Origin of the sequence: Halarchaeum sp. CBA1220 (genome assembly GCF_003721175.2) — an archaeon.
GTDB lineage: Archaea > Halobacteriota > Halobacteria > Halobacteriales > Halobacteriaceae > Halarchaeum > Halarchaeum grantii.
The window spans coordinates 1,625,474-1,638,968 of record NZ_CP054707.1; the positions used below are offsets into that span (position 1 = coordinate 1,625,474).

14 protein-coding genes are annotated in these 13,495 nt (G+C 69.5%); 8 read left to right on the top strand and 6 right to left on the bottom strand.

Annotated elements, in window-relative coordinates:
- Positions 1–19: 19 nt before the first annotated feature.
- Positions 20–640 (bottom strand): class I SAM-dependent methyltransferase, encoded by a 621-nt coding sequence (locus EFA46_RS08845; RefSeq protein WP_123076588.1) that lies wholly within the window; start codon positions 638–640, stop codon positions 20–22.
- 61 nt (positions 641–701) lie between these two features.
- Here EFA46_RS08845 and EFA46_RS08850 point away from each other — a divergent pair, with 61 nt between their 5' ends.
- The 3 genes from EFA46_RS08850 (at position 702) to EFA46_RS08860 (ending at position 2,593) form a co-directional block, all read left to right on the top strand.
- Positions 702–1,280, top strand: coding sequence for a GNAT family N-acetyltransferase (locus EFA46_RS08850; RefSeq protein ID WP_123076586.1), 579 nt, complete (start codon positions 702–704; stop codon positions 1,278–1,280).
- A 24-nt stretch (positions 1,281–1,304) separates the two neighbouring features.
- Positions 1,305–2,288, top strand: coding sequence for a flap endonuclease-1 (gene fen, locus EFA46_RS08855; RefSeq protein ID WP_123076584.1), 984 nt, complete (start codon positions 1,305–1,307; stop codon positions 2,286–2,288).
- A 65-nt stretch (positions 2,289–2,353) separates the two neighbouring features.
- Positions 2,354–2,593, top strand: coding sequence for a BolA/IbaG family iron-sulfur metabolism protein (locus tag EFA46_RS08860; protein WP_123076582.1), 240 nt, complete (start codon positions 2,354–2,356; stop codon positions 2,591–2,593).
- Positions 2,594–2,665: 72 nt separating this feature from the next.
- Here the strand turns inward: EFA46_RS08860 and EFA46_RS08865 are convergent, their stop codons facing one another.
- Genes EFA46_RS08865 through EFA46_RS08880 form a run of 4 tightly spaced genes read right to left on the bottom strand, consistent with a single transcriptional unit; the run spans position 2,666 to position 6,949 of the window.
- A complete protein-coding gene (locus EFA46_RS08865) occupies positions 2,666–3,802 on the bottom strand; it encodes an ABC transporter ATP-binding protein (RefSeq protein WP_123076580.1) in 1,137 nt (378 codons plus the stop codon).
- Between the two features lie 4 nt (positions 3,803–3,806).
- A complete protein-coding gene (locus EFA46_RS08870; protein ID WP_123076578.1) occupies positions 3,807–4,676 on the bottom strand; it encodes a carbohydrate ABC transporter permease in 870 nt (289 codons plus the stop codon).
- On the bottom strand, positions 4,673–5,647 hold the full coding sequence (locus EFA46_RS08875) for a carbohydrate ABC transporter permease (protein ID WP_123076576.1): 975 nt from the start codon (positions 5,645–5,647) through the stop codon (positions 4,673–4,675). Before EFA46_RS08875 ends, EFA46_RS08870 begins: the two co-directional genes overlap by 4 nt.
- Before the next feature lie 6 nt (positions 5,648–5,653).
- Positions 5,654–6,949, bottom strand: coding sequence for an ABC transporter substrate-binding protein (locus EFA46_RS08880; protein WP_123076574.1), 1,296 nt, complete (start codon positions 6,947–6,949; stop codon positions 5,654–5,656).
- Positions 6,950–7,103: 154 nt separating this feature from the next.
- Here EFA46_RS08880 and EFA46_RS08885 point away from each other — a divergent pair, with 154 nt between their 5' ends.
- The 5 genes from EFA46_RS08885 to gatE all read left to right on the top strand — a co-directional run bounded on the left by EFA46_RS08885 (position 7,104) and on the right by gatE (position 12,912).
- Positions 7,104–8,516, top strand: a complete 1,413-nt coding sequence (locus EFA46_RS08885; RefSeq protein ID WP_123076573.1) for an aspartate ammonia-lyase — start codon at positions 7,104–7,106, stop codon at positions 8,514–8,516.
- A 275-nt stretch (positions 8,517–8,791) separates the two neighbouring features.
- Positions 8,792–8,953, top strand: coding sequence for a hypothetical protein (locus EFA46_RS08890; RefSeq protein ID WP_218182517.1), 162 nt, complete (start codon positions 8,792–8,794; stop codon positions 8,951–8,953).
- Positions 8,954–8,991: 38 nt separating this feature from the next.
- Positions 8,992–9,465, top strand: coding sequence for a PH domain-containing protein (locus EFA46_RS08895; RefSeq protein ID WP_123076569.1), 474 nt, complete (start codon positions 8,992–8,994; stop codon positions 9,463–9,465).
- The gene (locus EFA46_RS08900) at positions 9,462–10,964 is read left to right on the top strand and encodes a PH domain-containing protein (protein ID WP_123076567.1); all 1,503 of its coding nucleotides are present in this window, start codon (positions 9,462–9,464) and stop codon (positions 10,962–10,964) included. The genes EFA46_RS08895 and EFA46_RS08900 overlap by 4 nt, the downstream gene beginning before the upstream one ends.
- A gap of 73 nt (positions 10,965–11,037) precedes the next feature.
- A complete protein-coding gene (gene gatE / locus EFA46_RS08905; RefSeq protein WP_123076565.1) occupies positions 11,038–12,912 on the top strand; it encodes a Glu-tRNA(Gln) amidotransferase subunit GatE in 1,875 nt (624 codons plus the stop codon).
- A 33-nt stretch (positions 12,913–12,945) separates the two neighbouring features.
- Here the strand turns inward: gatE and EFA46_RS08910 are convergent, their stop codons facing one another.
- Positions 12,946–13,440, bottom strand: coding sequence for an Lrp/AsnC family transcriptional regulator (locus EFA46_RS08910; RefSeq protein WP_123076563.1), 495 nt, complete (start codon positions 13,438–13,440; stop codon positions 12,946–12,948).
- Positions 13,441–13,495 lie beyond the last annotated feature (55 nt).

Consider the following 13,495-nt stretch of genomic DNA (forward strand, 5'->3'; position numbering starts at 1 on the left):
GCGGGTTGGCCCGGCGGCGTTAACCGCGTACCGGTTCGCCGCGCTCTCGCCCCTCTCGCGAGTCGCGCTCCGCTCGCTCCGCCGGCGTCACGCCCACGAGCGCGTACGCGAACCCTGCCTCGAGCGCGTGCACGTCGAGACCCGCCCCCGCGAGGACGGCGGCCAGCTCGCCCCGCGCGTAGAACGTCGAGTCGAACCCGGCGGCGTGCTCGGCCGCGACGAGCGCGCGCCCGAGCGGCCCGCGCGGGTCGTAGTCGCACGCGACCAGCACGCCGCCCGGCCGGAGCACGCGCGCCGCCTCCCCTATCGCCGCCGGCGCGTCGAGGTGGTGGAGCGCGTCCGTCACCACCACCGCGTCGACGCTCCCGGTCGCGACCGGGAGGCGCGTCGCGTCACCCCGTACGACGGGGAGCCCCTTCGCGCGCGCCTCGCGGAGCATCCCTGCGGCGGCGTCGAGCACCGTCACGTCGTAGTCGGGGAGCGCGGCGGCCGTCCGGCCCGTCCCGCCCGCGAGGTCCAGCACGCGCTCGACGTCCCGCTCCGCGTACGCGAACCCCGACGCGACGTCCGGGCGCGGGATAGCGCCCGCGAACCAATCGTAGACGGCCGCCAGCCGGTCGAAACGCGCGACGTCAGCCATACGCCTCTCCTCGAAGGCCACCACAGTAGTACCTAAGGCCGTCCGGGCGCTTCGACGACGCGTGCAGTTCGCCGTCCTCGGAGCGCCCCCCGACGCCCCCCGCATCCGCCTCGACTGGCGGCGCTTTCGCTACGCCGGGAAGTTCGTCACCCGCGACGCGGGCAAGGCCGTCGCCGTCGAGGACGGCGTCCTCGAGCGCGCAGGCTGGCCGCCGGACGCCCGGGACGCCGAAGCCGAGGGCGTCCTCGGCGCCGTCTCGTTCAGCCCCTCCCGCGACGACGCCGACACCGCAGTCCTCCGCTACGTCACCGTGCGCGACGACCGGCGCGGCGACGGCATCGGCGCGCGCCTCTGTGCGTTCGCCGCCGACCGTCTTCTGGGGGCCCACGAGCGCGTCCGCATCGACGTCAACAACCCCTACGCCTACGAGGCCGCGTACAAGGCCGGCTTCGGCTACACCGGCGAGCGCGTCGGCCGCCACGAACTCACACTCGTGCGGCCCTGTGCGGCGCGCGCCGAGAACTACTCGGCGGGACTCGACGCCTACCGGGAGCGCGGCCTCACGCCCGACGAGGTCGCCTTCCTCGACGCGCGCGACGGCCCGCCCGACGTCGTCGACGCCCCGGAAGGCGAGCGTTAAGGCCCACCGGCCGATAGCGACCCCATGGGAAACGCGGACCTCCGCCAGCTCGCCGCGATCGAGGAGGTCGCCTTCGACGACCTCGACGGTGACGTCGTCGCCGTCGACGCGCACAACTGGCTCTACAAGTACCTCACCACGACCGTTCGATTCACCCGCGACGACGCCTACACGACGAGCGAGGGCGTCGAAGTCCCGAACCTCATCGGCGTCGTGCAGGGCCTCCCGAAGTTCTTCGAGAACGACCTCACGCCCGTCTTCGTCTTCGACGGCCGCGTCGTCGGCCTCAAGGACGAGGAGGTCGAGGAGCGCCGCGCGGAGCGCGAGAAACGCGAGGAACGCCTCGAGGAAGCCCGCGAGGCCGGTGACGCGCTGGAGGTCGCGCGCCTCGACTCGCAGACTCAGCGCCTCACCGAGACCATCCACGAGACGACGCGGGAACTGCTCTCGCTCCTCGACGTCCCGGTCGTTGAGGCGCCCGCCGAGGGCGAAGCCCAGGCCTCCTACATGGCCCGGACGGACGGCGACGTCGACTACGTCGGGAGCGACGACTACGACTGCCTCCTGTTGGGCGCGCCCGTCACCCTCCGCCAACTCACGAGCTCGGGCGCCGTCGAGCGCATGGACTTCGAGGCCACCCTCGAGGAGCACGACGTGACGTGGGAGCAACTCGTCGACGTCGGCATCCTCTGCGGGACGGACTTCAACGACGGCCTCTCGGGGTACGGCCCGAAGACCGCACTCCAAGCCGTACGGGAGCACGGCGACCTCTGGGGCGTCCTCGACGCCGAGGACGCCTACATCGACGACGCCGACCGCATCCGCGACCTCTTCCTCGACCCGGACGTCACGGACGACTACGACTACGACGAGTCCGTCGACCCGGACCTCGACGCCGCGCGCGACTACCTCGCGGAGGAGTGGGAGATTCCCGCCGAGGAGACCGAGCGCGCCTTCGAGCGCATCGAGGAGTCGCTCACGCAGACCGGCCTCGACGACTGGCTATAGGCATCCCGCCCACGCCCTGCGCCGCCTCCGCGTCCCTTTTACTCTCCCGCCCCCACTCTCGACGTATGGAACCCGAGGACGTCGAGGCACTCATCGAGGAGGCACTGCCGGAGAGCACAGCGGACGTCTTCCGCGCGCGCGGCGAGCACGACGACGACCACCTCGCCGCCGAAGTCACCTCGCCCGCCTTCGAGGGCGAGACCATCGTCGACCAGCACCAGATGGTCTACGACGCGCTCGGCGACGCGATGACGACGGACATCCACGCGCTCGAACTGACGACGAAGACGCCCGACGAGGAGTAAGCGACTCGGGTCGGACGCGCGGCTCCACGGCTATCGTCGGACTCCAGAAACGAGAAGCGCGAGCGCTGTCCGCTACAGCGTGAGGTCTGCGGTTTCGTCGTCGAACTCGCGGTTGCGGAGCGCCTCCCCGGTGTGCCGGTCGAAGAAGTGAACGGCCTGCTCGGGGATGCGCGCGACGACCTCGTCGTCCGCCTCGACCGGCGCGCGGCCGTCGACGTTCGCGATGAACGTCTCGCCCTCGTGGGCGTCCGGCAGGGTGAGGTAGACGTTGTTCTCGTCGCCCATCGGCTCGACGACGTCGACCGTGACGGGGATGTCGTGGTCGGATTCGACGTCGCCGACGATTTCGACGTCCTGCGGGCGAATCCCGAGGACGAGCTCGTCCGACGTGAGCTTCTCGCGGACCGACTCGCTCACCGCGTAGTCGAGGCCGTCGCCGACGACGGACTCGCCCTGCAGGTCGACGTCGAAGAAGTTCATCGACGGCTCGCCGATGAACCCCGCGACGAACTGGTTCGCGGGCGTGTGGTACGCCTCGAGCGGCGTCGCGACCTGCTGGAGGACGCCGTCGTTCAGGATGGCGATGCGGTCGCCCATCGTCATCGCCTCCGTCTGGTCGTGCGTCACGTACACCGTCGTGGTGTCGAGGTCCTCCTGGAGGCGCTGGAGCTCCGTCCGCATCTGCGCGCGGAGCTTCGCGTCCAGGTTCGAGAGGGGCTCGTCCATGAGGAAGACCTCGGGCTCGCGGACGATGGCGCGCCCGAGCGCGACGCGCTGCTGCTGGCCGCCCGAGAGCTCGGAGGGCTTGCGGTCCAAGAGGTCCTTGATGCCCATGGTAGCCGTCGCGGATTCGACGCGCTCGGAGATCTCCCCGTCGGAGAGGTCCGTGGACTCCTCGAGCCCGAAGCTCATGTTCTCCCGCACGGTCATGTGCGGGTAGAGCGCGTAGGACTGGAACACCATCGCGATGTCCCGGTCGCGGGGCTTGGCCTCGTTGACGCGCCGGCCGCCGATGCGGAGCTCGCCGTCCGTGATGCTCTCGAGGCCGGCGATCATCCGCAGGGTCGTGGACTTCCCACACCCCGAGGGGCCGACGAGCACGAGGAACTCGCCGTCGTCGATGTCGATGCTGGCGTCGTCGACGGCGACGATCGTCTGACCGTCGTCGTCGAAGTGCTTCGTGATGTTGTCGAGTTCGAGTCGAGCCATAGTGTCAGGTAGCCACCCCCTTCGCGAACTGTTCGCCGAACAGGACGTAGACGATGATCGTCGGGAGTGCGGCGACGAACGCGCCAGCCATGCGGATGCCGAAACCGACCTCGGAGAGGCTCGCGCCGAGCTGGCTGAGCGGCACCGTCACGGGTGCGCCCGCGCCGGGGCCGACGAGCACGAGTGCGAACAGGAGGTCGTTCCAGATCTGCGTGAACTGGTAGATGAGCGTCACGGCGAACATCGGCACGGAGAGGGGGAGGATGATGCGCCGATAGATGCGGTGCGTGCTCGCGCCGTCGATGCGCGCGGCCTCCACCATCTCGTCGTTGAAGTCCTTGTAGTACGTGCGGAACAGCAGCGTACAGATGGGGATACCGTAGGCGACGTGCGTGATGATGAGGCCGATGAGGTCGCCGACCCATCCCTGAAGGCCGACGATGCCCACGAGGTCGCTGATCGGGACGATGGACGCCCAGAACTTCGAGAGCGGGATGAGGACGGCCTGATACGGGATGAAGATGCCCGCGATGAAGAGCATGAGCACGGGGACCTGATAGCGCCAGTCGAGCGTCGTCAGGCCGTAGGCGGCCATGCTCCCGAGGAGCGCGGAGAGGATCGTCGCCGGGACGGCGAGGATCAGGCTGTTCATCAGCCCGCCCGCGAGCGCGTTCGCGGCGCGCGTCCAGTGGATGGTCGTGAACCCGCCAGGCGCGGGCGGGAGGAACGGTGCGGTGGCGAGCACGTCTGCCTTGATGGACGCCATCAGCCCCGTCCAAAGGGGCATCAGGTAGAAGACCACCAGGAGGACGAGGACGGCGTAGAGCGCCGTCCGCCGCCAGCTATCGCCGGTGAGGGAAGTCGTGTCTGTCATAGTTCACCTGCGCGGTACTGGTAGAGGAGGTACGGTGCGATGATGACGAGCGCGAGCGCGAACAGCATGATACCGATCGCCGCCGCGTACGCGCGGTTGTTCGCGACGAACGCCTGTCGGACCATCATCGTCGCGAGGATGTCGGAGCCCTTCGGCGGGTAGTAGCTCCCGGTGAGCGAGTAGAGGAAGTCGAACGCCTTCAGCGCGAACACCATCAGGACGACGGACGCGCTGATCGTCGCGCCCTTCAGCTGGGGGACGATGACGCGCCAGTACATCCGGAGGGTGCTCGCGCCGTCGACGCGCGCGGCCTCGAACTGCTCGGTCGGGATCGCTCGCAGACCCGCGAGGTAGACGACCATCGCGTAGCCGCTGAACTGCCAGATGAGCGCGAAGACGACGGCGCCGAGGACGAGCTGGGGGTTCGCGATCCACTCGTAGGGACCCAGCCCGACGACGTCGAGGACGAGGTTGATCAGCCCGTTCTGCTCGTTGTACATCCAGAGCCAGAACTGGGCGGTGACCACGAACGAGAGCGCCATCGGCAGCAGGTAGATGGTCCGGAAGGTGTTCTCGTAGCGTATCCCCTGGTCGACGAGTATCGCCACGAGCATTCCGACGACGAGGCAGAGCAGCGTGAACGCGATGAGGAGCGCGAACGTGTTCTGGAGCGCGCCGAGGAAGACCGGGTCGCCGAACGCCCGCGTGTACATCTCGAAGTCGAGGTCCGCGTAGTTCGGCGTCGCGAAGCCCGTGGTGTTCGTGAGGCTCAGGAAGAAGTTCCAGAGGATCGCCCCGTAGACCGCCAGCCCCATGAGTACGAACGGTGGCAGCCAGTAGGGGAGCGAGGAGGTGAACTCGTCGCTGAGGAACCCCTCCGAGCGGGAGGTCGTGGCGACCTCGCCGCCGTCGGTGCGGGCTCGCTTCCGGCGGAGCGCGCGCCGGACGAACGTCGCTAGCTTTCCACGCATCGCTCGTTAGTTGCTGAACGCGTCCACGAACGCCTGCGCGGTGTCCTCCGCCGCAGAGTCCGTGTAACCGGAGTAGTTCTGGCTGATCGCGGTCTTGAGGTCGCTGAGGACGCCCGGCGTGGTGGCGAGGCCGTGCGCGACGCTCGGCGGCTGTGCGGTCGAGTCCTGGAAGTCGCTGTACTGGTTCGTCTGGAACTCGCTGAACTCGTCCATGGGGACGTCGCTACGCGGCGGGATGGAGCCCTTCTCCGTGTTGAAGCGGACCTGGGCGTCCTTCGAGCCGACGTAGGTGAGCCACTTCTCCGTCGCCTCGGGCGACGGGTTGTTGGCCGGGTACGTCCACGAGTCCATGTTGAGCGAGTAGAGCCCGTCCGTCCCGGGGAAGACCGCCTGGTTCCAGTCGGTCTTGTACTCGAAGTCCTCGGTGCCGGAGTACATGCCGGCGGCCCAGTCGCCCTGGTGGAAGAAGCCGGCCCCACCGTTGATGATGAGGTTGTTGGCTTCCTGCCAGCCGACGGTGCCGGCGTCGCTGTTGAAGTACTCGCTGTACTCGTTGATGGTCTTGAAGGCGTCGGCGATGGGGCCGGCCTCGGCCTCGCCCGCGACGAAGTCCTGGTAGGTGTCCCAGCCGGCCTGTCCGAGGTAGACGGCCGCCCAGAGCTGGAGCGTCGTCCACGGGGACTGACTGGACTGGGCCATCCCGATGGCGTCCGTGTTCTCCTCAACCTTCTGCAGGGCGGCGGTGAGGTCGCTCGGCGTCTCGATGGACGCGATGTCGACCCCGGCCTCGTCGATGACCTGCTGGTTGTAGAAGAGGTTGTTCATCCGGTGGATGTTCGTCGGGACGGCGACGTACGTTCCGGCGGGCTTGGCGGCGTCCTTCGGCCCCTGGAGGTACGCCTCCTTCATGTTGTTCTGGCTCCAGACGGACTCCTCGATGTCGCCGAGGAGGTCGGCGTCGGTGAACTGGATGAGGTTCTTGCCGGGCCACTCCGCCCACGAACTGGGCGGGTTGTTGTTGCCGAGACGCGTGTTGATGCGCGTGTTGAGGCTGGTGTTCCCGCCACCGCCGATGGCCTTGTCGTTCACCGTGACGTCCGGGTAGGCCTCCTTGAAGCCCTCAAGCATGCTGTCGAAGGCGGCCGCGCCGTCGCCGCCGCTCCAGCCGTGGAGGATTTCGAGTTCGTTCGACCCGCCGCTGCCGCCGTTAGTACAGCCCGCGAGGGCTGCGACGCCGGTCGCGCCCGCTGCGGTCAGATACCGGCGCCGCGTCATCGAGCTGTCAGTGTTTTTCTCTGTCATAGGCTTCCGTTTCCGTACTCCACTCCGTCTCTCTGGTACTAAATAGTTATTATTAACCACAGATCGAGTAAACGGTGAGACTCCCTGCCAAACTTGCCAGTCGGGTCGACCGGGACCGGTGGGTTTTACGCGCGCCGCCGCGAGTCACCCGCATATGAGCGAAGACGACGACTACCGCATCGAGTCCGACAGCCTCGGCGAGATGGAGGTCCCGGCCGACGCCTACTGGGGCGCGCAGACCCAGCGTGCCGTCGAGAACTTCCCGATCAGCGGGCGCACCTTCCAGTCGCGCTTCGTGCGCGCGCTCGGCGTCGTGAAGAAGGCCGCCGCGCAGGCGAACCGCGACCTCGGGACGATACCCGAGGACAAGGCCGAGGCGATCATCGAGGCCGCCGACGAGGTCATCGCCGGCGAGCACGACGAGGAGTTCCCCGTCGATGTCTTCCAGACCGGTTCGGGGACCTCCTCGAACATGAACGCGAACGAGGTAATCGGCAACCGCGCGACCGAGATCTACGGCGGCGACGTCGGCACGCGCGAGATCCACCCGAACGACCACGTGAACTTCGGCCAGTCCTCGAACGACGTCATCCCGACCGCGATGCACGTCGCCGCCCTGGAGGCCGTCGAGAAGGACGTCGGGCCGGCACTCGAGACGCTCCACGACGAGCTCGAGACGAAGGAGGCGGAGTTCGACGGCGTCGTGAAGACCGGGCGCACCCATCTGCAGGACGCGACGCCCGTCCGACTCGGCCAGGAGTTCGGCGGCTATCGCGCGCAGGTCGAGAAGGGCCTCGCGCGCATCGAGAACGCGAAGGCGCACCTCCGCGAACTCGCCCTCGGCGGGACCGCGGTCGGCACCGGCCTCAACACCCACCCGGAGTTCCCCGAACTCGCCGCCGAGTACATCAGCGAGGAGACCGGCGTCCAGTTCCGCGAGGCCGACAACCACTTCGAGGCGCAGGCCGCCCACGACGCGATGAGCGAAGCCCACGGCGCGCTCCGCACCGTCGCCGGGAGCCTGAACAAGATCGCGAACGACCTCCGCCTCCTCGCCTCCGGCCCCCGGAACGGCCTCGGCGAGATCGAGCAGCCCGAGAACCAGCCCGGGAGCTCGATCATGCCCGGGAAGATCAACCCGGTCGTCGCCGAAGCCGTCAATCAGGTCCACAAGCAGGTCGTCGGTCACGACGCCGCCATCTCCGCCGGCGCCGCCGAGGGCCAGATCGACCTCAACCTCTACAAGCCCGTGCTCGCCTTCGACTTCCTCGAGTCCGCGACGCTCATCGCCAACGGGAGCGAGGCGTTCGCGGAGAAGTTCGTCGCGAAACTCGAGGCGAACGAGGAGCACTGCGAGTCGCAGGTCGAGCGCTCGATGGCGCTCGCGACCGCGCTCAACCCCGCCATCGGCTACGACAAGGCGAGCAAGGTCGCGAAGAAGGCCATCGCGGAGGACAAGACCGTCCGCGAGGTCGCCGTCTCCGAGGGCTACCTCACCGAGTCCGAGGCCGACGAGGTGCTCGACCCGGAGAAGATGACGCATCGCGGCATCCTCGGCGAGGAGTAATCCAACGTCGAAGCCGTTGGAGAGAAACGAGCGGGGAGGGACGACCCGCAAGTGAGTCGGGCCGAGCGTAGGAGGGCCGACTGGACAGACGAGCGGGGAGGAACGACCCGCGAGTAGTCCGGCTCGGAGAGTCGGACAATACGCGAGCGGGAGCGAAGCGACACGCGAGCCGCCCGACGGCTCCGCCGTCGCCCCCGCTGCACCGTGCTCGACGGTCTCAGCTCTTTCGCCGGGAAACAGGTAGCGTAATGCCGGTGGTCGTCGAACCGCCGAGCATGCAGCAAGCCGTACGCACGAAGGGACGGGACTGGCTCCGATGCCGCGCGTGCGACGCGGTCTTTCCGGAGGGCCGCGCGACGACGGACGGCTGGCACTACGCCTGCCCGGACTGCGGCGAGCGCGGCCTCGGTGACGGCCTGAAGCGCATCGAGCGCTAACCGGACTTCTTTCCCGACTCCCGACCGAACGCCGACGCATGGAAGCACTCCACCCCCGCGTGCGCCTGCTGTGGTCGGCCGGCGCGGCCATCAGCGCCGCCGTCCTCGCCGCCATCGCGGGCGCGTTCACGTGGGTCGACCCGCTCTCGCTCGGCCTCCCGCCCGTGCTCGTCGGCGGCGTCGTCTTCGGTGCGGCGCTCGCCCTCGGCGTCGGCTACGCGGTCGCGCGCTATCGCGCGTGGCGCTTCGAGGTGCGCGAGGACACGCTCTACCTCGAGCGCGGCGTCTTCACGCGCGTGCGCACGGTCGTGCCCTACGTCCGCGTCCAGCACGTCGACAGCCAGCGCGGGCCGCTCGAACGCGTCCTCGGGTTGAGTACGGTCGTCGTCTACACGGCCGGCTCGCGGGGCGCGGACGTCGCGATTCCGGGTCTCGCCGCCGCCCGCGCGAGCGACCTCCAGGAGCGCCTGCGCGCGCTCGCAATCGAGAGCGAACCCACCGACGCCGTATGAAACTGCATCCGCTCTCCGTCGTCTACCGCGTCGGGACGCGCGTCGTCGGCTTCGCGTGGGGGTTCGTCGTCGCGGCGTTCGCGGGGACGGCGGTCGTGCCGTTCCTGGACACGGCCGAGGTCGCCGCGCTCGGCGCGCTCGGCGTGCTCGCGCTCGCCGGCTACGAGGTGGCGCGCTATCGCCGCTTCACGTACGCGCTCACGGAGTCGTCGCTCGACGTCGCCTCCGGAGTGCTCGCGCGCCGCGAGCGCGAGATACCCCTGCGGCGCGTGCAGAACGTCGACGTCTCGCGAAACGTCGCCCAGCGCGTGCTCGGCATCGCCACCGTCCACGTGGAGACGGCCGGTGGCGGGTCGACCGAGGCGGTCCTCGACTGCGTGAGCGTCGCGGAGGCCGAGCGCCTGCAGACGGAGATCCGGCGGCTGAAACGCCGTCTCGACGAGGACGAGTCGGCGTCGGCCGAAGGAGCAGACGCCGAGGCGGCGACCGGTGAGGCACGTGTGGACGTCGAGGACGAGGAGACGGAGGTGTTCGCGCTCGACACGCACCACCTCCTGCTGGCGAGCGCGCTCTCCTTCGACGCGCGCCTCGTCTCCGTGGTGTTCGTCGCCCAGCCGTTCGTCTGGCCGGCGCTCGCGCCCGTGGTCGGTGACCTGGGTGGGATGGCGCTCCTCGTCGTCGGCGCCCTCGGCGTCGTGGGGCTCGCGCTCGCGCTCTGGGTGGCGAGCGCGGCGCGGACGTTCGCGCGCTACTACGGCTTCCGGCTGACGCGCGCGGGCGACGACTTGCGCTACGAGCGCGGCCTCGGACAGCGCTACACGGGCACCATCCCCATCGAGAAACTCCAGACGCTCGTGGTGCGCGAGACGGTGCTCCAGCGCCACTTCGGCTACGCGTCGCTGTCGGTGGAGACGGCGGGCTACGCGCCCGGGTCAGGCCCGTCCGGCGGCTCGGAGGCGGCGGTGCCGCTCGCGACGCGTTCGGAGGTGCTCGCGCTCGCGCGGGACCTCGAGGCGTTCGACGTCCCGGAGTTCGAGGGCGTGCCGACGCGGGCGCGGCGGCGTTACGCGGGCCGCTACGCCATCGGCGTCGGCGCTATCGTCGCGCTCGCGGCGCTCGTGAACGCGCTCGTGGTCTCCTACCCCTTCTGGTGGGCGCCCGTCGCGCTGTTCGCCCTCGTGCCGGCGGCCGCCCACTACCGGTGGGTGCACCTCGGCGCCGCGGTGGACGACGCGCACGCGTTCACGCGCGCGGGCTTCTGGACGCGCCGGACGCACGTCGTCCCGCACGACCGCGTGCAGACCCTCGTCGAGCGCGCGACGCTCTTCCAGCGCCGCTGGGGGCTGGCGTCCGTCGTGGTGGACACCGCCGGGAGCGGGGGACTCGGGAGCGGCGACGCGGTGGCCATCGACGTCTCGACCGAGCGCGCGGCCGCCCTCGTGGAGACGGTGAGCGAACGCGTGCGCGCGTCGCTCGCGGCGCGCCGCGAGCGCGAGTGAGGGTCGGGGGCGGCGAGCGGGGGTCGGTGCCGACCGGACGGATTTTTGTCCCTCCGCCGCCACGCCTGAGGTAATGACTACGGGCGAGTTCGACTACGAGGAACTGGGGCTGGTCGCCGGCCTCGAGATTCACCAGCAGCTGGATACGGCGACGAAGCTCTTCTGTGCGTGCCCGACGACGCGACGCGAACCCGAGGAGCACGACCGGACGTTCACGCGCTACCTCCACCCGACGAAGAGCGAGCTCGGCGAGATCGACGAGGCGGCCCTCGAGGAGTCGCAGGTCGAGCGCGAGTTCGAGTACCTCGCCTTCGACTCGACGTGCCTCGTCGAGGAGGACGACGAGCCGCCACACCGGCTGGACGAGGAGGCGCTCGACGTCGCCCTCGAGGTGGCGAACCTCATGGACATGACGGCGCTCGATCAGGCCCACGTCATGCGGAAGGTCGTCATCGACGGCTCGAACACGTCGGGCTTCCAGCGCTCGTCGCTCGTCGCGCAGGACGGCGAGATCGAGACGAGCGAGGGCTCGGTGGGTATCGAGGACATCATGCTCGAGGAGGAGTCGGCGGCGCGCGTCGAGGAGGACGAGTCGGGCGCGACGTTCGCGCTCGACCGGCTGGGCATCCCGCTCGTCGAGATCGGCACGGACCCGGACATCCGGAGCCCGGAGCAGGCTCGCGAGGCCGCCGAGCGCATCGGCATGCTGCTGCGCTCGACGGGGAAGGTCAAACGCGGCCTCGGCACGATCCGACAGGACGTGAACGTCTCCATCGCGGAGGGCGCGCGCGTCGAGATGAAGGGCGTCCAGAGCCTCGACGACATCGACGACCTGGTGCGCTTCGAGGTCCAGCGACAGGTTCGACTCCTCGAGGTCGCCGAGGAGCTCGCGGAGCGCGACGCCTCCGTGGGCGAGGTGCAGGACGTGACGGACGTCTTCGCGGAGACGGAGTCCTCGGTGGTTCGCGGCGCGCTCGAATCGGACGGACTGGTCTTCGCGGTGCCGCTCTACGGCTTCGACGGTCTCGTCGGGCGGGAGCTCCAGCCGGACCGTCGGCTGGGGACGGAGCTCTCCGACCACGCGAAGCGCCACGGTGCGGGCGGTATCTTCCACACGGACGAACTGCCGGCGTACGGCGTCACCGAGGACGAGGTCGCCGCGCTCCGCGAGGCGGTCGGCGCGGGCGAGGACGACGCCGTCGCGATGGTGGCGGCGGAGGCGGACGTCGCGCGCGGCGCGCTCGAGGCGGCGGCGGACCGCGCGCGGACGGCGCTCGAGGGCGTCCCGGAGGAGACGCGGGGCGCGAACGAGGACGGGACGACGGAGTACCTCCGCCCGCTCCCGGGCGCGGCGCGGATGTACCCGGAGACGGACGTGCCGCCGGTGGAGCCCGACCCCTCGGAGGTCGAGACACCGGAACTCCTCACGGAGAAGGTCGAGCGCTACGTCGCGGAGTTCGACCTGAACGAGGACGTCGCCGAGCAGGTCGCCTACGGCCGTCGATGGCGGCTCTTCGAGGACGCCGTCTCCAGAGGCGTGGACCCGAACCTCGCGGCGCGCACCGTCGAGTCGACGGTGACGAGTCTGCGCCGCGACGGCGTACCTGTCGAGAACCTCGCCGACGAGCACTTCCACGGCGTCTTCGACCTCGTCGCGGCGGACGAGATCACGCAGGAGGGCGTCCCCGAGTTGCTCGAAGCGCTCGCCGAGGACCCCGACCGGACGGCCGCCGAGGCCGCGGAGGACGCGGGGCTCGGCTCGGCGGACGAGGACGTCGTGCGCGAGGCCGTCGTCGAGGTCGTCGAGCGCAACGCCGAGCAGGTCGAGGAGGAGGGCATGGGTGCCTTCTCCGGCCTGATGGGCGAGGCGATGGGCGCGCTCCGCGGGAAGGCGGAGGGCGACCTCGTCAGTCAGGTGCTCCGCGAGGAGATTCAGAAGCGGAGCTGAACTGCGTTCGAATCGACGGGTCCTTCTTGGAGATCACTCCGACCCGTCGTCGACGAGTTCCTCGAGGAGGGTGTCGAGCGAGTACGTCTGGAGGGGGCGGGGCGTGTCCTTCGTGCGCGAGGTGACGAACGTCGAGTTCGTCCGGTCGACTTCCTCAACGGCCTCGAAGTCGGTGATGAGGCGCTCGACGGCGTCGGAGTTCGGGAGGCGCGCGACGACCATGAAGTCGTACTCGCCCATCGTGAAGAAGACCTGCGTGACGCCCTCGATCTCCTCGAGCTCGGCGGCGACACCCCTGTAGCTTCCGCTGTAGGTGGTGTAGACTTCGAGGACGACGGTGACGCCGAGGCCGAGTTCGTCGAGGTCGAGGTCGTAGAGGTCGTTCTCGATGACGCCGCGCTCGCGGAGGTTGTTCAGTCGGTAGTGGATGGTGGAGACGGGGATGTCCGTCTCCTCGTGGAGTCGCTCGGGGCTCCCGGTTCCGAGGTCGGAGATGGCCTTCAGGAGGCGTACGTCCCGTTCGTCCATGCCTCCGTGGTTCGCGGGCGCGGCCTAAATACTCCACCGAAGCCGTGCGCGGCGC

Excerpts from the sequence above, each read along its gene's own strand:
- EFA46_RS08845 (WP_123076588.1), bottom strand. The coding sequence starts at position 640 with ATGGCTGACGTCGCGCGTTTCGACCGGCTGGCGGCCGTCTACGATTGG.
- fen (WP_123076584.1), top strand. The coding sequence starts at position 1,305 with ATGGGAAACGCGGACCTCCGCCAGCTCGCCGCGATCGAGGAGGTCGCC.
- EFA46_RS08860 (WP_123076582.1), top strand. The coding sequence starts at position 2,354 with ATGGAACCCGAGGACGTCGAGGCACTCATCGAGGAGGCACTGCCGGAG.
- EFA46_RS08865 (WP_123076580.1), bottom strand. The coding sequence starts at position 3,802 with ATGGCTCGACTCGAACTCGACAACATCACGAAGCACTTCGACGACGAC.
- EFA46_RS08870 (WP_123076578.1), bottom strand. The coding sequence starts at position 4,676 with ATGACAGACACGACTTCCCTCACCGGCGATAGCTGGCGGCGGACGGCG.
- EFA46_RS08875 (WP_123076576.1), bottom strand. The coding sequence starts at position 5,647 with ATGCGTGGAAAGCTAGCGACGTTCGTCCGGCGCGCGCTCCGCCGGAAG.
- EFA46_RS08880 (WP_123076574.1), bottom strand. The coding sequence starts at position 6,949 with ATGACAGAGAAAAACACTGACAGCTCGATGACGCGGCGCCGGTATCTG.
- EFA46_RS08885 (WP_123076573.1), top strand. The coding sequence starts at position 7,104 with ATGAGCGAAGACGACGACTACCGCATCGAGTCCGACAGCCTCGGCGAG.
- EFA46_RS08890 (WP_218182517.1), top strand. The coding sequence starts at position 8,792 with ATGCAGCAAGCCGTACGCACGAAGGGACGGGACTGGCTCCGATGCCGC.
- EFA46_RS08895 (WP_123076569.1), top strand. The coding sequence starts at position 8,992 with ATGGAAGCACTCCACCCCCGCGTGCGCCTGCTGTGGTCGGCCGGCGCG.
- EFA46_RS08900 (WP_123076567.1), top strand. The coding sequence starts at position 9,462 with ATGAAACTGCATCCGCTCTCCGTCGTCTACCGCGTCGGGACGCGCGTC.
- gatE (WP_123076565.1), top strand. The coding sequence starts at position 11,038 with ATGACTACGGGCGAGTTCGACTACGAGGAACTGGGGCTGGTCGCCGGC.
- EFA46_RS08910 (WP_123076563.1), bottom strand. The coding sequence starts at position 13,440 with ATGGACGAACGGGACGTACGCCTCCTGAAGGCCATCTCCGACCTCGGA.